This window comes from Amycolatopsis sp. FU40, from assembly GCF_021903635.1.
In the GTDB taxonomy this organism is placed as follows: domain Bacteria; phylum Actinomycetota; class Actinomycetes; order Mycobacteriales; family Pseudonocardiaceae; genus Amycolatopsis; species Amycolatopsis dendrobii.
Genome location: NZ_CP091381.1, coordinates 2,469,913 through 2,487,954, shown reverse-complemented (window position 1 = coordinate 2,487,954; position 18,042 = coordinate 2,469,913). Strand labels below are relative to the sequence as shown.

Sequence of the window (18,042 nt, the reverse complement as noted above, 5' to 3'; positions counted from 1 at the left end):
CGTGCCAGCACCTATGTCATGGCTCAAACGGCTGGTGCTCGGGCGGCCGTTCCGGAGCGACACCCTCGGCGAAACGCTGTTGCCCAAGTGGCTCGCCCTGCCCATTTTCGCCAGCGACCCGCTGTCGTCGGTCGCCTACGCCACCCAGGAGATCCTGCTGATCCTCTCGATCGGCGGGCTGACGTATCTGGTGCTGGCCCCGTGGGTCGGGCTCGCCGTCGCGGTCCTGCTCAGCGTCGTGGTCGTGTCCTATCGGCAGGTGGTGAAGGCCTATCCCAGCGGAGGCGGCTCGTACGAGGTCGCCTCGCGCAACCTCGGCAGCCACGCCGGGCTCGTCGTCGCCGGCGCGCTGATGGTCGACTACATCATGACCGTGGCGGTGTCGGTCGCCTCCGGCGTCGACAACATCATCTCCGCCGTGCCCGGCCTCAACGGCTACCGGATCGCACTCGACATCGGCTTCATCGTCGTCCTGACCGCGATGAACCTGCGCGGCCTCCGCGAATCCGGGCGCGCGTTCGCCGCGCCGACCTACCTCTTCGTGGTCGCGGTGCTGCTGATGATCGCCGTCGGCTTCTCCCGCACGCTCGCCGGGCACGCACCGGTCGCCGAGAGCGCGGGCTACGCGATCCGTCCCGAACAAGTGGGATTGACCGGATTCGCCCTAATTTTCCTGCTGCTGCGGTCGTTCTCGTCCGGCTGCACCGCGCTCACCGGCGTCGAAGCCATCTCCAACGGCGTGCCCGCGTTCCGCAAGCCGAAAGCCGTCAACGCGGCCCGCACGATGACCGCGATGGGCGTCATCGCGGTCGTCATGTTCGGCGGCATCACCGCGCTCGCGCTGATCGCGAAGGTGCACATCGCCGAGAACGCCTGCGATCTGGCCGGGTTCGCCGGCCAGTGCGCGACCGACCCGCAGCGCACGGTGATCAGCCAGATCGGCGCCGCGGTCTTCGGCGGCGACCACGCCGTCCTGTTCTATTTCCTCCAGGCCACGACCGCGCTGATCCTGATCCTCGCCGCGAACACCGCGTTCAACGGCTTCCCGCTGCTGGCCTCGATCCTCGCCAAGGACCGCTATCTCCCCCGCCAACTGCACACGCGCGGCGACCGGCTGGCGTTCTCCAACGGCATCATCGCGCTCGCGCTCATCGCCGCCGTCCTGATCTACGCGTTCGACGGCTCGACCACCCGGCTCATCCAGCTCTACATCCTCGGCGTGTTCACCTCGTTCACGCTGTGCCAGGCGGGCATGGTGCGGCACTGGAACCGCGAACTGGCCGCGGGCACCGGAAGCCGGCACGCGATCCAGCGCTCCCGCGCCATCAACGCCCTCGGCGCGACCCTCACCGCGATCGTCCTCGCGGTCGTGCTGGTCACCAAGTTCACCCACGGGGCCTACCTCGTCGTCATCGCCATCCCCGCGCTGTACGTGATGATGCGCGCCGTTCACCGGCACTACACCCACGTCCGCGAAGAACTGCTTCCCGACGAGGAAAGCGAACTGCTGCCCAGCCGCGTCCACGCCATCGTGCTCGTGTCCACTTTGCACAAACCGAGCCAGCGTGCGATCGCCTTCGCCCGCGCCACCCGGCCCGACACGCTCACCGCGATCACCGTGAACGTCGACGACGCCGAAACCCGCGAGCTGCAACGGCAATGGGAACGCCGCGGCATCAAAATCCCGTTGAAGGTCGTGGAATCGCCCTACCGCGAAATCACCCGCCCGGTCGTCGCCTACGTGAAGAACTTCGCCCGGTCCAGCCCACGCGACGTCGTGTGCATCTACATCCCGGAGTACGTCGTCGGCCGCTGGTGGGAGAACATCCTGCACAACCAGAGCTCCCTGCGGCTCAAGGGACGACTGCTGTTCGAACCCGGCGTCATGGTCACCAGCGTCCCGTGGCAGCTGCGGTCGAGCAGACGCCGCGATCTCCAGCGCGTCCGTCCGTTGCCGGGCGATCTCCGCAGGGGGGTCACCGCTCGGCGCAGCTGATGGCGTCGGTGCCCTCAGGCCCGAGCAGGAGAGCTGGGTCGTCGACAGGTGCGCCGTCGAGCAGATCGGGACGCATCTCCGCCGCCGCGGCCGATCAGCTGATGCCGGACACCCGCGCGCGGCATCGTATGCCGAGCTATATCAGGAAATCTTGCGTACCGCGCATCGTCGGCGCTCTCGCCCCGACCCGCGCGGCAGGCGTCCTCGAGAGCTACGATGGCTCGATCACGATGAGGCGAGCCACCGCAGGAAACCGGCGTTCGCGGCCAGGGACTCCGCGATCGAGCGCCGGACCCCCTGAGTTCCGCGCACGACCGGAAGGCAGCCATGGACGACGCCGCCGAATTCGCCGCGATCGAGGTTCCCGGTTTTCAGGTCCCCTGGCCTGGCGCCTGCCATCCCGAGGCCGCCGCGGTGGAACAGACCATGATCGGCTGGGGACAAGACAACGGGCTCATTCCGACCGCCGATTACCGCGATCGGGTGGCCCGTACCCGCTACAGTTACCTCGCCGCCCGGTGCTATCCCCGCGCCGATACGGCGTTGCTGCAGATCATCGCCGATTATTTTCTGTGGTTTTTCCTCACCGACGACCTCTTCGTGGACCGCGTCGACACCGACACGCCTGACACCTTGGCCAACCTGACCGCGATGATCGACGTTCTCGATCACGACCGGAGCCGGGCGTGCCCGGTCTACGGCGAAACGGCGTGGCTGGACGTGTGCCGCCGGCTGCGTGCCCGGCTGTCGCCTGAGCACTTCGACCGGTTCGCCACCGGCATGCGGCTCTGGGCGTCCACCGCCGGACTGCAGGCTGCGCACCCGTGACCGCCGACGAATACCACCATCCGGCTGTCCACCAATTGCGCATGCACGCCAACAACGTGGTGTGCTGGGCCAACGACATCCAGAGCCTGCCGGTCGAGGCGCGGCAGCCCGGGCAGTTCCGCAATATGGTCACCCTCTACGCCTCCCAAGGCCGCACCCTGACCGAGGCTGTCGAAGCGACCGCCGGACGAGTGCGCGCGGAGATCGTCGCGTTCAGCAGTCTGGCGCGACCGACCCGCGACTGGGCCAGCCCGGCATTGGCCGGGTACATCGAGGGAATGCAGGATTGGATGCGCGGCTATCAGGATTGGTACGACCACGACACACAGCGCTACGCCACCGCGCACGCCGAGCACGATGCCGACGACCGCACCGTCGTCCCTTCAGACTGGAAACCCTGAGCAGGATCCGCCGGAACTCGTCCGTCCCGGCCCGCGCACCGCACCCGCTGGCCCTCAGCCGGTCGGCGCCGCCCGCGTTAGTCCTTCATCGAACGTCCTGTCCGCCGCGGAATGCCTGCTCTCAGCAAAGCAGGACGCACCGTCCACCCTTGACCGAACCGGACTCCGGCGAGGTTCGCCGACCCTGTGGGCACCCGGGCCGGGTACCCGGTTTCCCGTGTTCGAGCCCATTTTCGGGTGCCGTCATCGGAGTACGATGCTTGAGACTCGCGGCCGTGCCGCACAGATCGCGGCCTCGGGTCTCTCCGCTGACGGCTGGACGTGCTCACCCAAGGGAGCGTGTGCTCGATGCCGATCAATCGCCGTGACCTGTTGAAGATCACCGTGGGGGCCGCGGCCACCGCCAGCGCAGGCGACATGGTCGCGGGCTGCGACACGTCGCCCTCCGCGCCCCTGCCGGAAGGAAAAGCCGACTATACGCTGCGGATCGGCAGCGGACTGGTCGAACTCGCTCCGGACGCGATCTTCTCCACCACGACCTACAACGGGCAGTTCCCAGGTCCGTTGCTGCGGTTCGCCGAGGACCGCCCCGCGGTGGTGGACGTTCACAACGACACCGACGTCCCGGAGCAGGTGCACTGGCACGGCCAGCAGGTGCCCGCGGACGTCGACGGATCCGCGGAGGAGGGCACTCCGTTCGTTCCCGCGCACGGCATGCGACGTGTCTCGTTCACGCCCGGACCGGCGGGATTCCGTTTCTACCACAGCCATCTGATCGCCGGGAGCGATCTGGCGAAGGGCCAGTACGGTGGGCTCGTCGGACCGGTCTACATCGAGCCGAAGCTCAATCCCGGCGCCTACGACCAGGGAGTTTTCCTGGTATTGAAGGAATTCGCGCCCACGTTCAGCCGCGCCGGGGACATGGCCGCCGATTTCCTGGCCGGTGCGCCCGATCCGGAACTCAAGGAGCGGGGCGAGAAAGCGATGGCCGATTCGCTCGGCCGAGGGATGCCGCGCGGCTACGAGGTCGGCTACGGCGCGTTCAGCGTCAACGGCCGCAAGCTCGGCCAAGGCGAACCGATCAAGGTCCGGGCCGGGCAGCGAATGCTGCTGCACGTGCTCAACGGCAGCGCCACCGAGATCCGCAGCCTCGCCTTGCCCGGCCATGTCTTCCGCGTCGTCGCGCTGGACGGCAATCCGGTGCCCGCCCCGGCGCGGGTTCCGGTGCTGTGGATCGGCACGGCGGAACGCGTCTCCGCGGTGGTGGAGATGAACCGTCCCGGAGTGTGGGTCCTCGGCGACCTGGCCGACAGCGACCGCGGCGCCGGGATGGGCATCGCCGTCGAATACGCCGGCCGCACCGGTCCCCCGCAGTGGACCGCACCCGGCCCGTTCACCTGGGACTACCGGACTTTCGCCCGCGCCGGAGCCGCCGCCGCGGCCCCGGACCAGACGATCGACCTGCTGGTGGAGAAGCGCAACGCCGCCGTCGGCGGCTTCAACGCCTGGACCCTCAACGGCCAGTCCTACTCAACGGCCCTCAACCAGCCGGTGATCCCGGTCCAGCGCGGCAAGCGGTACCGGCTGCGGCTGCGCAATGCCACCGACGACGTGCACCCCGTGCACCTGCACCGGCACACCGTCGAGGTCGCCGCCGTCGCCGGCACTCCCACCGCGGGGCTGTTCAAGGACGTCGTCATGCTCGGCGGCTACCAGAAACTCGACCTCGACTTCGTCGCCGACCAACCGGGCCTCTCGCTGCTGCACTGCCACCAGCAACTGCACATGGACTACGGCTTCATGACCCTGTTCAACTGCACCTGATCCCGGCGCCGCGCCGCCCGGACACGCTCCACGTCGGGCAGCCAGTGGCGCGGAAAGCCGCGGCCCTACTCGTGCGCCGCTTGGTGCACGGCATGTCGCTGCCGGAAGAGGGCGATCAGCGGCACGGTGAAAAGCAGCGGACCGAGAATCGCCAGCGGGCGCTCAGCCCACCAGATCCAGTCCGGCGCCCGGTCGTCGGCCAGGTGCCGGTCGAAGCCGAAGTACACGACTGCGCGGGCCAGGGCCATTCCCGTGGTGTGAAAGAGAAACAGCGGCAGCGCGTATCGGGTGAAGACTGCGGTCGCGCGCTGCCGGCGTGGCTTGGCCAAAGCACGCTCGACGGCCGGGCGCAGCATCTCGCACAGCCCGATCTGGAAGGCCAGCAGCGCGACGATGACGAACGTCGGCGGCGACATGTTCGACATCCGCTCCCCCGGAACTCCGACCATCGAACCGGGATACAAGCCCGACAGCACCAGTCCGGCGAGAGCGAACAAGCCCGCCCACAGCAGCGTTCCGGCGACGTGTCGCGAGGCCGCGACGATGCGCCGATGGAAAAAACCCGCCTGGTAGGCCAAGCCCCACACCGCGGCGACGTTGACCCAGCTCACCGCGTCCCAGCCGAAGCGCAGCCGCAGGACGTCGATCAGCAGGGCGGCCCCGGCGAGCCACACCAGGACCAGGATGTCGAAGCGCTCGTGCAGCCACGCCATGAGCGGCAGCAGCAGAAGCAGGCCGACGTAAACCGCGAGGAACCACAGGGGGCTCAGAATCAGCATTACCGCGCCGCCGATCCACCGTACGCCGAACGCCTCGGCCAGCACGATCCCGGCTGTGGTCCAGAAAAGGACCAGCATCCCGGCCGGCGCGACCAGTTCCTTCACATGGAGCCAGACGTACGAGCGCCGTGACTGGCCCCTGGCCCGGGCACGCTCCCACGACGCGAGGTGCACCGACCCGCCGACGTAGAAGAACACCGGCAGGACCTGCAGGAACCAGGTGAGCACCCACAGGCCCCGGAAGTACGCGAGCGGATTCGTGGGCTGCGGCCCGGTCGGCGTCCAGTGCAGGATCGTGAACGCCCAGTGCCACAGCACGACCACGACCAGGCTGACCGCACGCAGAAAGTCCAGATACGGTTCGCGTTCCATGGTCGTCATCGCCATTGTCCCTTTCGGCAGGCACACTGGAATGACGATGTCTGTCTCCGCCGTTGTCCCGAAACTGCCGGAAGTCACCGATCTCCGGCGTCGTGCTCTCACTGTGGTTCCCGCCGTCCTGCTGCTCGCGGCGGCGACTGTGCTGGCCAACCGGGTGCTGCCCGGCTGGGCCTACCCCGTCTGCGGCGCGGTCACCGCCGCCGTGCTCCTGGTCCTCGCTCGCTTCGCCGGGGTCCGCTGGGCCGAGATCGGATTCGGCCGCGCGCACGCGCGCCGGATGCTGTGGTTCGGGCTGGGCGGGTTCGCGGCCGTAGCGCTCGGGTTCGGCCTCGCGGCCGCGATTCCGTCGTTGCGCGTGCTGTTCCACGACGGCCGGATCGGTTCGCCGGGCTTCGGCCAGCTCATGTGGCTCGCGCTGGTGCGGATTCCGCTCGGCACCGTGCTCGTCGAAGAGGTCGCGTTCCGCGGCGTGCTTCCGGCGCTGCTCGGAGCAGGCGAGCGGTGGCGATGGTGGCCGGTGCTCGGCGCGTCCGCGCTGTTCGGGCTCTGGCATCTGCTGCCGTCGCTCGCACTCACCCAGAACGCGGCCGTGCACCAGACGGTCGGCGGGCTGCCGCTCGCGATGGTTTCGGTGCTGGCGATGGCCGCTGCCGCCGGAGCGGGCGTGTTCCTGTGCTGGTGGCGCTACACCGGGCGAGGGCTGCTCGCCCCGATGCTGGTGCACCTGGCCACCAACTCCGGCGGGCTGGTGCTGGCCTGGGCGCTCGTCAGCTGAAGCCAGGGCCGCACGCGCGGACGATCGTTCCCGCTGTGCCCGCCACCAGTCCGGCCGCCGCGGTCAGCCTGCCGATCGCGGCGAACTTCCCGCCGTTCTCCACGAACCGGCAGGCGGCCTCGACCTTCGGCCCCATCGAACCGGCGGGGAAATCCCGGGACCGCAGTTCGCGGCTGCCGACGTCCCGGATCGGCCGTGCCCGCGGCGTGCCGTAATCGTCCTGCACCGCCTCGACGTCGGTCAGCAGCACCAGAGCGTCGGCCCCGATCTCGCGCGCGATCAGCGCGGCGGTCAGATCCTTGTCGACGACCGCTTCGACACCCCGCAACCCCGGGGAGGCGGCGGCCACCGGGATCCCGCCGCCTCCCCCGCACACCACGATCGCGCCCGATTCCATCAGGGCTTTCACGAAGGGCAACTCGATCAGCTCGACCGGTTCCGGCGACGGCACCACCCGCCGCCACGCCGCGCCGTCCGGCCGGACCTCCCACCCCCGTTCCGCGGCGAGCCGCTCGGCGGTCGCGCGGTCGTACACCGGGCCCACGAACTTGGCCGGGACAGCGAAAGCCGGATCGTCGGCACGCACCAGCGTGCGGCTCACCAGCCCCGCCGCCGGGCGGCCGGTGGCGTTCTGCAGTGCCTGCGCGAGCCAGTAGCCGATCATCCCCTGGGTCTGCGCGCCGAGCACATCGAACGGATAAGGCCTGCGCAGCGCCGGATCGCGTTCGCTCTCCAGCGCCAGCAGCCCGACCTGCGGGCCGTTGCCGTGGGTCAGGACGAGTTCGTGCTCGCGGGCCACCGCGGCGAGCGCTTCGGCGGCGGCGAGGACGTGGTGCTCCTGAATGTCGGACTCGGCCGGTTCCCCGCGTTCCAGCAGGGCGTTGCCGCCGAGCGCGGCGACGATCCTCATGCTCCCACCGTCGCGACCATGACGGCTTTGATGGTGTGCATCCGGTTCTCCGCCTGGTCGAACACGACCGACGCCGCCGATTCGAAAACCTCGTCGGTGACTTCGAGGGCGTCGAGCCCGTACCGGTCGCCGAGCCGCTTCCCGATTTCGGTGTCCCGTCCGTGCAGCGCGGGCAGGCAGTGCAAGAACTTCACCGCCGGATTCCCCGTCTCGGCGAGCACCTTGGCGTTGACCTGGTACGGCAGCAGCTGTTCGATCCGCGGGCCCCAGGCGTCCTCCGGTTCGCCCATCGACAGCCAGACGTCGGTGTACAGGAAGCCGGCTCCGCGCACCGCCTCGGCGACGTCGTCGGACACGAGCAGTTTCGCGCCCGACTCGCCCGCGAGCCCGGCAGCGATCCGCCGGATCTCTTCCCTCGGCCACAACGGCTCCGGCGCGCAAACACGGACATCGAGACCCAGCAGCGCACCGGTGACGAGCAGGGAGTTGGCGACGTTGTTGCGCCCGTCGCCGAGGTAGCAGTACGACACGTCGTCGAGCGAGCCCGGCGCGTGGTCGCGCATGGTGAGGATGTCGGCGAGCATCTGCGTCGGGTGCCAGGTGTCGGTGAGCCCGTTCCACACCGGGACCCCGGCGTACGCGCCGAGGGTTTCGGCCGCCTCCTGGGACGAGCCGCGGAACTCGATGCCGTCGAACACGCGGCCGAGCACCCGTGCGGTGTCCTTCACGGATTCCTTGTGGCCCAGGTGCGATTCCTCCGGGCCTAGGTAGGTGATGTGCGCGCCCTCGTCGTGGGCGGCGACCTCGAATCCGGACCGGGTGCGCGTCGAGCTCTTCTCGAAGACCAGCGCGATGTTGCGCCCGGCGAGCCGCCGCGCCGGCGCGCCTGATCGTTTCTCCTGGCGCAGCCGGGCGGCGAGGTCCACGAGGGAACGGAACTCGGCGGCGGTGAGGTCGGTTTCCTTGAGCAGGTTGCGGCCCTGCAGATTCATCGGAAGCTCCTGTTCGGTCGGGCGGTCCGGGCGTTCAGCGGGCCGGGTCGCGTTCTATCGGGCAGCTCATGCAGCGCGGCCCGCCCCGGCCGCGGCCGAGTTCGCCGCCGGGCACGGTGATCACCTCGACGCCGTGTTTGCGCAGCATGGTGTTCGTGGCGACGTTGCGGTCGTAGCCGATGACTACGCCCGGCGCGACGGCGAGGTAGTTGTTGCCGTCGTCCCACTGTTCGCGCTCGGCGGCGCGGACGTCCTCGTCGGTGGAGAGCACAGTGACCCGCTCGACGCCGAGCGCTTGGCCGAGGCTCTCCCACAGACTGTCGTTCCGCTGGATCTCCAGAGCGTCCGGACCGGGAGTCACCGTCCACGAGCGCAGCTTCGGGTCGAAGTACGGGCAGAGCACGAACGTGGCCCTGTCGACCATGGTCATCAGCGTGTCCAGGTGCATCGTCGCGTGCGACCGGGGCAGTTCGACCGCGAGCACGGTGTTCGCCTGGCCGCTGCCGAACAGCTCCCGGGCAAGCAGTTCGACCGCCATCGGCGTCGTCCGCTCCCCCATGCCGACGAGGACCGCGCCGCCGCCGAGGACGTGGACGTCGCCGCCCTCGACGGTCGCCGGGAAGCAGTCCTCGTCGCCGTCGAAATACGTGCGGAATCCGGCTCCGGCGAACATCGGGTGGTAGCGGTAGATCGCCCGCGCGTGCAGGGTTTCCCGCTGCCTCGCGGGTTTCGCCATCGGGTTGATCGAGACGCCGCCGTAGATCCAGCAGGAGGTGTCGCGCGGGAACAGGTGGTTCGGCAGCGGCGGCAGCAGGAAGTCGTCGGCCCGCAGCATGTGCCATTTCAGGCTGCTGGTGCGCAGCGGGTGCAGGTCGGCCTTCAGGACGCCGCCGATCAGCGACTCGGCGAGGCTCGGGCTGTCGAGGTCGTCGAACAGCTTTCGCAGCGTCGGAGCCAGCGCCGGGCCGACGGTCCGCGGGGTGCAGACCCGGTCGAGCACGAACGCGCGGCCGTCCGGGTCGTCGAGGGTTTCGGCGAGCAGCCGGTCGAAGTAGTGCACCCGTACGCCTTGCTCGCGCAGCGCCTCGGCGAAGACGTCGTGTTCCTCCTTCGCCTTTCTCGCCCACATGACGTCGTCGAAGAGCAGTTCGTGAATGTTTCGCGGGGTCAGCCGGGCCAGTTCCGGACCCGGGCGGTGCAGGATCACTTGCCGGAGCCTGCCGGTTTCGGACGCGACAGCGAAGTTCATGCGGTGCCTTTCGTCGGGACGGCGGCGGTCAAGCCGCGCGTGGCCATCGGTCGCCGGTCTCCTCGGCAGCCGCCTTTTGCCTGCCCGCCGCGGCACGGCCCTTGAGCAGCGCGTGCAGGACCAGGCCCGCCAGCAGGACGAGCATCGCCTCGTACACCGCGGCGTAGCCGGCGGCGAAGGTCACCCACAGCGAGAAGAGCACGGCGGCGGCGGTGATGCCGAGGTCGCGGACCAGCAGCAAGCCGTGCACCCGGCGCCTCCGCGACACCAGGTACGCCAGCTGGGCGCAGGCGGAGAAGACGTACGGGATGGCGACCGTGACGACGGCCAGGTTCACCAGGAAGGAAAAGACCGCCAGCCCGGTGCCCGAGGTGTAGCGCCACACCATCAGCAGCGAGGGCAGCAGCGCCGCGAGCACGATGCCGAACCACGCGGTGTCCTTGCGGTCGGCCCAGGCGAACGCCCGCGGGAACAGCCCGTCCGCCGCCGCGGCGCGCGACACCTCTGTCGTCACCAACGTCCAGCCGTTCAGCGCGCCGATTCCCGACACGACGGCAAGCGCGGCGACCAGCTTCCCGGCCCAGCCGCCGCCGGGCAGGATCGCCTCGAACGCGGGCACGAACGGAGTTCCGCTCGAGACGAGGACGTCGTGCGGGACGAGTCCCATCACCGCCGCGGACACCGCCAGGTACACCACCGCGCTGGCGGCGGTGCCCAGCACCGAGGCCCGGCCGACGTTGCGCCCCGGCTCGCGCACCCGTTTCGCCGTCACCGCCGCGACTTCGACCCCGATGAACGCGAACAGCGCGACGCCCGCGGCGATCCCGATCGCGGTGTAAAGGCTTCCGCCGGACGCGTTGAACGCACCGAAATTGGCCTTCGAGACGAAGAACCAGCCCACCACGCCCACGAACAGCAGCGGCAGGAACTTCAGCACCACGGTGGTGTTCTGGAACCACGCCATCTGCCGCACGCCTGCGAGGTTGACCGCGGCCGGGATCCACAGCCCGGCCAGCGCGATGCCGAGGTCCGCCCACACCGAGGGGTGTTCGATGCCGAAGAGCGCTTCGACGTAGAGCACCCACGACGCGACGATCGCGGCATTGCCCGCCCACGCCGAAACCCAGTAGCACCAGCCGACCAGATAGCCCGCGAAATCGCCGAATTCCCGCCGGGCGTAGGCGTAGAGCCCGCCGTCGGAATCCGGAGCCCGCTTCGTCAACTGTCCGAAAAGGACCGCCAGCACGGCGGCGCCGGCCGCGACGACGCCGAGCACCAGCAGCGAACTGGTTCCCGCGCCGGCCAGCACGGCGGGCATGGTGAAGACCCCGGTGCCGATCACGCTGCCCGCTACCAGCCCGGTCGCCGAGGTCAGGCCCAGCGCCCGGATCCGGGACGCGGCCGGGGTTTCCCGGTCCGCTTCGTGTGCTTTGGACATTTCACTCCTGTCGCCGAAACCGCCCCCGATCGGTCGCCATGCAACCTCCCGGGCGCCCAGCGGCGGCAGAGGTCTTTCGGCCCGTGCGGGACCGCGAAGGTCACCCGCGCCGCCACGGCGGGCGACGACCGGCGAAAGTCCCCGCACCCGGGGAATTCCGGCCCTGCTCCGCATCCCGCCGCGGCTGCCACTGTCGACGCATCACCGGACGAGACGACAAGGCAGGTCGGTCATGGAACGCGGACTTCCCGACGACTACACCGTCACGACCGCGGTCGGGATGGCCGTCCGTGCGCCGTCGGTGCACAACTCCCAGCCGTGGCGGTTCGCGGTCGGGCACCGGTCCCTGCACCTCTACGCCGATCCGTCGCGGCAGCTCACCCAGACCGATCCGGACGGGCGGGACCTGATGATCAGCTGCGGGGCCGCGCTGCACCACGCGCGGATCGCCTTCGCAGCGCTCGGCTGGCGCACCGAGGTGCGGCGGCTGCCCAATCCGGCCGAACCGGGGCATCTCGCCTCGATCGAGCTCCATCGGCACGAGCCCACTCTCGACGAGGTCGCGCTCGCCGCCGCGATCCCCCGCCGCCGCACCGACCGCCGCCGGCACAGTTCCTGGCGCGTTCCGCGAGGGCATCTCGAAGCGATCGCCCAGGCAGTGGCGGACGAAGGCGTCGTCCTGCGCGTCGCCGAAGACGCCGAGCGGTACTACCTGGCCACCGCGATCGAGGAAGCGTCGCTGCGGCATCGCCACGATCCCGCCTACCGGATCGAACTCGCCGCGTGGAGCGGACGGCACGCCTCCCCGGACGGCGTCCCGTCCCGCAACACCCCCCTGCCGGACGAGACTCCCGGTGCGTTGCCCGGCCGTCAGTTCCCGAACCCGGAACTGCCCGAAGCCGCCGGCGCGGCCGGCGAAGATGACGAGACGGTGCTGCTCGTGCTGAGCACCGCGTCCGACGACCGGATGTCGCGGCTGCGCGCGGGGGAAGCGACGAGCGCCGCGCTGCTCACCGCGACCCGTTTCGGCCTCGCCAGCTGCCCGCTGACCGAGCCGCTCGAATTGCCGGACGTCCGGCGCACCGTCGAGGATAAGGTCACCTCGGGCGCGTTCCCGCAGATGGTCCTGCGCGTCGGCTGGGCGCCGGCCAACGCCGACCCGCTGCCAGCGACTCCCCGGCGGGAGATCGACGAAGTGCTGCAGCCGCTCGAAGCCGCCGACACCCGTCAGCGGTCCTGAGCCGAGGAGAGAAGAATGATGTACTGGCACTACGGAAGCGCCGCCGAATGGGTCGGCCCGGTCGTGATGAGCATCGTGGCAGTCGCGCTGCTCGCCGCGATCGGCGTGGTCACCGCGCTGCTCGTCCGCCGCCCGGCCGGGCTCGGCCACGAGGCCGACCCCGCCACCGCCATTTTGCGGCAGCGGTTCGCGCGCGGCGAGATCGACCAGGACGAGTACGACCGCCGCCGCGAAGCGCTCCGGCACTGACCGGAGGACCGCGATGCGCCGAACCGCCCACGCGATTGCCGCCGCGGCCGCGCTCGCGGTCCTGTCCGCGTGCAGCCAGAACAGCGGCGCGCCCGGCTCTTCCTCCGCAGCCGCGCCGACCGCCACCTCGGCGCCGGCGACGTCGCAGAGCCCGGCCGCTCCGCCCACGACGCCGCCGGCCTCGCCTCCCCCGCCGCGCACCGACGCTCCCCCTGCGCCGCCGGGCTGTCCGTCGGCGAACTGGGGCACGGGCGCCAAGGAAGCCGCCGGTTCGAGCACCGACGCGCTCTACCTGGTCCGCGTCGGGCGGCACGACTGCTACGACCGGGTCGTGTTCACGATCAACGGGACGGCGGCGGCCGGGTACTCGGTGCGGTACGTCCCGCTCGTGACCGCGGATCCGTCCGGCCGGCCGCTGCCGGTGCCGGGCGGTGCGGTGCTGCAGGTCGTGATCCGGGCCCCGGAACAGGGCGCGGACACCAGCGGCCATCAACCGGGCCGGGTCCTCGCCGCCACCGGCGACTACCTCTATCCCTCCGCGCGGCTCGCGAGCTGGCCGTCGTTGCGGGCAGTGCGGTTCGCCGGGTTCTTCCAAGGCCAGTGCACCTTCGCCGTCGGGACCCGAGCCAAGCTGCCGTTCCGCGTCCTCGCCCTGCCGGACGCGGTGAACCACGTCGAGCGGATCGCCCTCGACCTCGCCCACTGAACCGAAGGAGGCCGCCGTGGAGCGGCTGAGCCCACTCGACGCGGCTTTCCTGGCGATCGAGGACGAGGACCCGCACGCGTCGCTGGCGATCGCCTCCCTCGCGATCGCCAGCGGACCCGCGCCCGGCCAGGAGGAATTCGCCGCCGCGGTGACCGCCGGGCTGGCCAAGGTTCCCCGGTACCGGCAGAAAGTCCGCCGGGTGCCGCTGGATCTCGGCGCCCCGGTGTGGGTCGACGACGATTCCTTCGATCCGGCCGCGCATCTGCGGCGGCTTTCGGTGCCGGCCCCGCACGACGACGCCGCCCTGTGCGAACTCGTCGCGCTCCTGATGGCCGAACGGCTGGACCGCGACCGTCCGCTGTGGCAGTTCTGGATTCTCGAGGGGCTGCCGGACGGGCGCTGGGCGCTGCTTGCCAAAGTGCACCATTGCCTCGCCGACGGGATCTCCGCGGCCCAGCTGCACCAGCTGCTGTTCACCGAAACCCCGCCGCCCGCCGCCCCCGCCCCGCAACCGGATCCGGGCGCTCTGCGGCTGCTGAAGTCGTCGCTCGGCGATGTGGTCACCGGCCCGTTCAAGCAGCTCCGCGCGATCGCGGGCAGTCTCTGGCATCCGCGCGCGCTCGCGCAGCGCACCACCGATGTCGCACACGGCCTCGCCACGCTCGCCGAGGCGCTGATGCCGGTCGCGCCGTCGTCGCTCACCGGACCGATCAGCGGGCCGCGCGGCTACGCCGCCTCCTGGGTTCCGCTTGCGGACGTGGCTGTCGTCGCGGACGCTTTCGGCGTCACCCACAACGATGTGCTCCTGGCCGCGATCACCGGCGGATTCCGCGAGATCCTCGTGCGCCGCGGCGAAGAGACCGCGCCGGACAGCGTGCGGAGCCTGGTACCGGTCTCGGTGCGCGCTGCCGGCGACCGCGCGATCGGCAACGACGTTTCCCTTCTGCTTCCGCTGCTGCCGGTGGACCAGCCCGATCCGGTCCAGCGTTTGATCCGGGTGCACCGGCGACTGCTGGCCTGCAAGACCGGCAAGGAGGCCACCGCGGGCAAGTTCGTCACCGCGGCGGCTTCGCGCGGACCGTTCGCTCCGGCCGCGTGGGCGCTGCGGGCGGTGCTTCGGCTCCCCCAGCACAACGTCGTCACCGTGACCACGAACGTTCCCGGCCCGGCCGGGCCGCTGACTGTGGCGGGCCGCGAAGTCCTGGAGCTCTACCCCTACGTCCCGATCGCCCTTCGCGTCCGGACCGGCGTCGCGCTGCTGACCTACGGCGACCGCGTCTTCGTCGGGGTGACCGCCGACGCGGGCCTGGCACCGGAGGCCCGGGTGCTCGCGGACTCCGTCGTGTCCGGTCTCGCCGCGCTCAAAGCCGCGGCGACTTCCTCGTCGAGCGCGGCCACGAGCTCGCCGGGCTCGGGCAACAGCCGCCGGTCCGTGCCGAATCCGAAGCGCACCTGACCGGCGTAGCTGAAGACACAGACCGTGATCGCCTGTTTTCCGGAACACGGCGCCCAGCCCACGATTCCCTCGACCCGCGCACCGGCCAGCGTCCGCGTTTCGCGGGGACCGGGCACGTTCGTCAGCACGCCGACCGCTTTCGCCGAGAGGAAATCGCTCAGCAGCCCGGAGACCGGGCCCGGCGCGCGGGCGACGAGGTGCTGCAGCCCGTAGTTCACCACTGGCTCGTAGGAGTCCCGGATCCGCGCGAGGAGGCGGTGGGTCTCGGCGAGCCGTTCGGCGAACGTGCCCAGCCCTCGCGGCAACCGGGCGAACACCAGCGAGAAATGGTTGCCGAGCCGGTCGGGCAGCTCCGCGTCGAACGCGGTGAGGCTGACCGGGACGAGCCACGGCAGGCCGGTTCGCTCCCGGTCCTCCCCGGGCCGGTCCAGGTACCGGTCGAACGCACCGGCGACCAGCGCGAGGCACACGTCGTTGACGGTGGTTCCGGTGGCATGGCCGAGGTCCGCCAGTCCGGCGAGCGGGACCGGATCGCCCCAGGCGGCGGTCTTGTCCGGCCCTGGCTGCCCGTCCCACTCCGGCGAGGCTTCCGGCGCGAGCGCCAGTGCGGCCAGCCCGGCCGCGCTGTGCCGCAGCGAGGTCACCGCCGACGCGGCCCGCTCCAGCGCCCGCCGGGGGCCGCCGCCCACCAGGCTCGCGCCGAAACCCGTTGCCGCCGCCGTGATTCCGGCTGCCGCGGTCGTCGCGTGCACCGGGACCGCGACGAGGCTCTCGGCCACCGGCCCGGCTTTCGCCGCCGCTCGCCGCACCGCCGCGCCCAGGTCGTCGAGCGAGCGGACGACCGACGCTCCGGCCCGCGCGACCGGACGGTCCGAAGACGGGCGGCGAGGTGCGGCTCCCCCGACGCGCGCGGGCGGCCCGCCGGTACCGGAGTCCGGGTCCAGCAGGCTGAACAGCACCTGGGTCAGGCGGATCCCGTCGGCCATCGAATGGTGCGTGCACACGACCACCGCGCCGCCCGAGCCGTACCCTTGCAGCAGGTCCACCGTCCACAATGGATGATCCGGGTCGAACGCGCCGCCGCGCCGGGCGGCCGCGAATTCCTGCAGCTGTGCCTGGGTTCCGGGCCTCGGCACCGTGCCGATCCGCAGGTGCCGGTCCAGGTCGAAGTCAGGATCGGTCTCCCATCGCGGGCCCGCCGGGCGCCGCAGGTAGACCGGATAGCGGGCGAGCAGCCGGTCCGCGACGACCGAGCGCAGCCGGTCCGGATCGACCGGCGTGGCCGTCCAGAGCACCGACGTGACGACCATCCGGTTCTCTGGCCGGTCCAGCCGCAGCCACAACGCGTCCTGCGCGGCGATCCGCGGTGCGGGCAGGCCGCTCACGGTTCCCGCCCGCCCTGGTCGAGGCGGAACGGCGGATACTCGTCGGTGAGCAGCGAGACGTAGGCGGCGACGCGCAGCGCCCAGCGGTCCATGCCGAGCACGAAATCGAACACCGGGCGCGGATACCGGCCGGTGCACAGCAGCACGATCGCGGCGATCAGCACCAAGACGGCGATCAGGCCGCCGCCCCACCCCGCGTCCGAACGCGTCGGCGACCAGCCGCCGCCCGCGAACACGGCGACGACGACCAGGTGCGGCAGCGCCAGCAGCCACCACTTCACGAGCGCCAGCCCGCGGGAAAGCCTTTCCGGATAAGCGATTTCGAGCCGCGCCGGATAATCCGGAACGTCGGCGAGGGTGAACGGCGGGTAACGGTCGGTGCCCAGCGCGGCGTAGCCGTAGTAGTGCACCCGCCAGCTCCAGCGCAGCACCCCGGCGATGAACGCGAACAACGGACGCGGATAACGGCCGGTCGCCAGGATCGCGAAGAACGCGCACAGCCACACCACCGGATACCCGAGCCACAACAGCGCGAGCACGATCCAGTGCGGCGCCAGCAGCAGCCATTTGACGAGCCACAGCCAGCGCGAGAGCGAATCGTCCAGCTCCGCCTCGACCCGGACCGGCGCGGTGGCTTCCTCGATGCTCATCAGCCAACGGTCCCGGGGAGCACCCGCCGCCGGCCAGGGCAGGAAGTCCCCCGCCCCGGTGACGAAATCGGCTCCGGGACACTCCCGGCCGCCCTGTCGCCGCACCAGGACGACGACCGATGCTGGACATTCCATCGTCGCCCGGGAGATCCCATGACCACACAAGAAACCCGCGAACTGCTCGGCGACCGGTTCATCCCGAAGCCGCACTTCTCGCTCGTCCGGCACGCGATCGTCGACGCGCCGGTCGAGCAGACCTACGCCGCGGCGCGCGCGATCGACCTCACCGAGATCCACAGCGGGCTCGCGACCGCCGCCGGCTGGCTTCGCGAGCTGCCCGCTCGATGGCAGTCCCGCCGCGCGGGGCCGCCGCGCCGCCCCACCCGGCTCACCCTCGACGACCTCGACGCGGGCACGGACTGGGCGCTGCTCGGCGAACATCCCGGCAGCGAGTTCGCGCTCGGCGTGGCGGGAAAGTTCTGGCGGCCGGTCATCGCCTGGCGGCGGGTCGAGCCGGACGACTTCGCCGCGTTTTCCGAGCCAGGCTACGGAAAACTCGTCATCACGTTCGGCGTCCGGCCCTACGGCGCCCACCGGAGCCTGCTCACGCTCGACACCCGCGTGCTGCTGTCCGACCCGCCGAGCTGGCTGAAATTCCGCCGTTACTGGCGGGTGGCCTCGCCGTTCGCGCTGGTCGTTCATGCCGCCCTGCTGCGCACGATCGCCCAGGACGCCCGCCGGCGCGCGCTCGACGCCTACCGCCGCGAGGACGGCTGACCGCCG

Annotated in this window: 15 protein-coding genes and 2 pseudogenes; 10 read left to right on the top strand and 7 right to left on the bottom strand. The window is 70.9% G+C overall.

The genetic code is table 11. The features are described 5' to 3' along the window. The first annotated feature begins 13 nt into the window (after positions 1 to 13). The 4 genes from L3Q65_RS12365 to L3Q65_RS12355 all read left to right on the top strand — a co-directional run bounded on the left by L3Q65_RS12365 (position 14) and on the right by L3Q65_RS12355 (position 5,049). Positions 14 to 1,996: an APC family permease gene (locus tag L3Q65_RS12365; RefSeq protein WP_220506734.1), complete on the top strand. Its 1,983-nt coding sequence runs from the start codon at positions 14 to 16 to the stop codon at positions 1,994 to 1,996. A 327-nt stretch (positions 1,997 to 2,323) separates the two neighbouring features. After that, entirely contained in the window at positions 2,324 to 2,824 is a 501-nt protein-coding gene (locus L3Q65_RS47320; protein WP_255751348.1) for a hypothetical protein, read from the top strand. Then, positions 2,821 to 3,225, top strand: a complete 405-nt coding sequence (locus L3Q65_RS47315) for a hypothetical protein (protein ID WP_255751347.1) — start codon at positions 2,821 to 2,823, stop codon at positions 3,223 to 3,225. Before L3Q65_RS47320 ends, L3Q65_RS47315 begins: the two co-directional genes overlap by 4 nt. A gap of 348 nt (positions 3,226 to 3,573) precedes the next feature. Beyond that, positions 3,574 to 5,049 (top strand): multicopper oxidase family protein, encoded by a 1,476-nt coding sequence (locus tag L3Q65_RS12355; RefSeq protein ID WP_237599695.1) that lies wholly within the window; start codon positions 3,574 to 3,576, stop codon positions 5,047 to 5,049. Between the two features lie 65 nt (positions 5,050 to 5,114). On the opposite strand, the gene L3Q65_RS12350 is transcribed toward L3Q65_RS12355, so the two are convergent. After that, entirely contained in the window at positions 5,115 to 6,209 is a 1,095-nt protein-coding gene (locus L3Q65_RS12350) for an acyltransferase (protein ID WP_182889454.1), read from the bottom strand. Between the two features lie 31 nt (positions 6,210 to 6,240). Between L3Q65_RS12350 and L3Q65_RS12345 the strand changes: the two genes are divergently transcribed. Beyond that, positions 6,241 to 6,984, top strand: a complete 744-nt coding sequence (locus tag L3Q65_RS12345; RefSeq protein ID WP_182889455.1) for a CPBP family intramembrane glutamic endopeptidase — start codon at positions 6,241 to 6,243, stop codon at positions 6,982 to 6,984. On the opposite strand, the gene L3Q65_RS12340 is transcribed toward L3Q65_RS12345, so the two are convergent. The 4 genes from L3Q65_RS12340 to L3Q65_RS12325 are packed head-to-tail and all read right to left on the bottom strand — an operon-like array spanning position 6,977 to position 11,573. Further along, on the bottom strand, positions 6,977 to 7,894 hold the full coding sequence (locus L3Q65_RS12340; protein ID WP_182889456.1) for a carbamate kinase: 918 nt from the start codon (positions 7,892 to 7,894) through the stop codon (positions 6,977 to 6,979). The genes L3Q65_RS12345 and L3Q65_RS12340 overlap by 8 nt on opposite strands. Continuing rightward, positions 7,891 to 8,886 carry an ornithine carbamoyltransferase gene (gene argF, locus L3Q65_RS12335; RefSeq protein ID WP_182889457.1) on the bottom strand — a complete coding sequence of 332 codons (996 nt, stop codon included), beginning with the start codon at positions 8,884 to 8,886 and terminating at the stop codon, positions 7,891 to 7,893. The genes L3Q65_RS12340 and argF overlap by 4 nt, the downstream gene beginning before the upstream one ends. A gap of 34 nt (positions 8,887 to 8,920) precedes the next feature. Then, positions 8,921 to 10,135, bottom strand: coding sequence for an arginine deiminase (locus L3Q65_RS12330; protein ID WP_237599694.1), 1,215 nt, complete (start codon positions 10,133 to 10,135; stop codon positions 8,921 to 8,923). A gap of 28 nt (positions 10,136 to 10,163) precedes the next feature. After that, the gene (locus L3Q65_RS12325; RefSeq protein WP_237599693.1) at positions 10,164 to 11,573 is read right to left on the bottom strand and encodes an amino acid permease; all 1,410 of its coding nucleotides are present in this window, start codon (positions 11,571 to 11,573) and stop codon (positions 10,164 to 10,166) included. A gap of 232 nt (positions 11,574 to 11,805) precedes the next feature. On the opposite strand from L3Q65_RS12325, the gene L3Q65_RS12320 reads away from it, so the two are divergent. Genes L3Q65_RS12320 through L3Q65_RS12305 form a run of 4 tightly spaced genes read left to right on the top strand, consistent with a single transcriptional unit; the run spans position 11,806 to position 15,224 of the window. Continuing rightward, positions 11,806 to 12,813, top strand: coding sequence for an NAD(P)H nitroreductase (locus L3Q65_RS12320; RefSeq protein ID WP_237599692.1), 1,008 nt, complete (start codon positions 11,806 to 11,808; stop codon positions 12,811 to 12,813). 15 nt (positions 12,814 to 12,828) lie between these two features. Next, a complete protein-coding gene (locus L3Q65_RS12315; protein ID WP_237599691.1) occupies positions 12,829 to 13,062 on the top strand; it encodes an SHOCT domain-containing protein in 234 nt (77 codons plus the stop codon). Positions 13,063 to 13,075: 13 nt separating this feature from the next. Beyond that, positions 13,076 to 13,768, top strand: coding sequence for a hypothetical protein (locus L3Q65_RS12310; protein WP_237599690.1), 693 nt, complete (start codon positions 13,076 to 13,078; stop codon positions 13,766 to 13,768). Between the two features lie 16 nt (positions 13,769 to 13,784). Continuing rightward, complete coding sequence (locus tag L3Q65_RS12305) at positions 13,785 to 15,224, top strand: wax ester/triacylglycerol synthase family O-acyltransferase (RefSeq protein ID WP_237599689.1); 1,440 nt, start codon at positions 13,785 to 13,787, stop codon at positions 15,222 to 15,224. Here the strand turns inward: L3Q65_RS12305 and L3Q65_RS12300 are convergent. After that, a pseudogene (locus tag L3Q65_RS12300) lies at positions 15,203 to 16,534 on the bottom strand (WS/DGAT domain-containing protein); the annotation flags it as partial. The gene L3Q65_RS12305 and the pseudogene L3Q65_RS12300 overlap by 22 nt on opposite strands. A gap of 74 nt (positions 16,535 to 16,608) precedes the next feature. After that, a pseudogene (locus tag L3Q65_RS12295) lies at positions 16,609 to 17,259 on the bottom strand (DUF4389 domain-containing protein); the annotation flags it as partial. Between the two features lie 153 nt (positions 17,260 to 17,412). Between L3Q65_RS12295 and L3Q65_RS12290 the strand changes: the two are divergent. Further along, a complete protein-coding gene (locus tag L3Q65_RS12290; RefSeq protein WP_182889464.1) occupies positions 17,413 to 18,036 on the top strand; it encodes a hypothetical protein in 624 nt (207 codons plus the stop codon). The last annotated feature ends 6 nt before the right edge of the window (positions 18,037 to 18,042 follow it).

What these genes read in the sequence shown, in the direction of transcription:
- L3Q65_RS12365 (WP_220506734.1), top strand. Translation starts at nt 14, where the DNA reads ATGTCATGGCTCAAACGGCTGGTGCTCGGGCGGCCGTTCCGGAGCGAC.
- L3Q65_RS47320 (WP_255751348.1), top strand. Translation starts at nt 2,324, where the DNA reads ATGGACGACGCCGCCGAATTCGCCGCGATCGAGGTTCCCGGTTTTCAG.
- L3Q65_RS12355 (WP_237599695.1), top strand. Translation starts at nt 3,574, where the DNA reads ATGCCGATCAATCGCCGTGACCTGTTGAAGATCACCGTGGGGGCCGCG.
- L3Q65_RS12350 (WP_182889454.1), bottom strand. Translation starts at nt 6,209, where the DNA reads ATGACGACCATGGAACGCGAACCGTATCTGGACTTTCTGCGTGCGGTC.
- L3Q65_RS12345 (WP_182889455.1), top strand. Translation starts at nt 6,241, where the DNA reads ATGACGATGTCTGTCTCCGCCGTTGTCCCGAAACTGCCGGAAGTCACC.
- L3Q65_RS12340 (WP_182889456.1), bottom strand. Translation starts at nt 7,894, where the DNA reads ATGAGGATCGTCGCCGCGCTCGGCGGCAACGCCCTGCTGGAACGCGGG.
- argF (WP_182889457.1), bottom strand. Translation starts at nt 8,886, where the DNA reads ATGAATCTGCAGGGCCGCAACCTGCTCAAGGAAACCGACCTCACCGCC.
- L3Q65_RS12330 (WP_237599694.1), bottom strand. Translation starts at nt 10,135, where the DNA reads ATGAACTTCGCTGTCGCGTCCGAAACCGGCAGGCTCCGGCAAGTGATC.
- L3Q65_RS12325 (WP_237599693.1), bottom strand. Translation starts at nt 11,573, where the DNA reads ATGTCCAAAGCACACGAAGCGGACCGGGAAACCCCGGCCGCGTCCCGG.
- L3Q65_RS12320 (WP_237599692.1), top strand. Translation starts at nt 11,806, where the DNA reads ATGGAACGCGGACTTCCCGACGACTACACCGTCACGACCGCGGTCGGG.
- L3Q65_RS12315 (WP_237599691.1), top strand. Translation starts at nt 12,829, where the DNA reads ATGATGTACTGGCACTACGGAAGCGCCGCCGAATGGGTCGGCCCGGTC.
- L3Q65_RS12310 (WP_237599690.1), top strand. Translation starts at nt 13,076, where the DNA reads ATGCGCCGAACCGCCCACGCGATTGCCGCCGCGGCCGCGCTCGCGGTC.
- L3Q65_RS12290 (WP_182889464.1), top strand. Translation starts at nt 17,413, where the DNA reads ATGACCACACAAGAAACCCGCGAACTGCTCGGCGACCGGTTCATCCCG.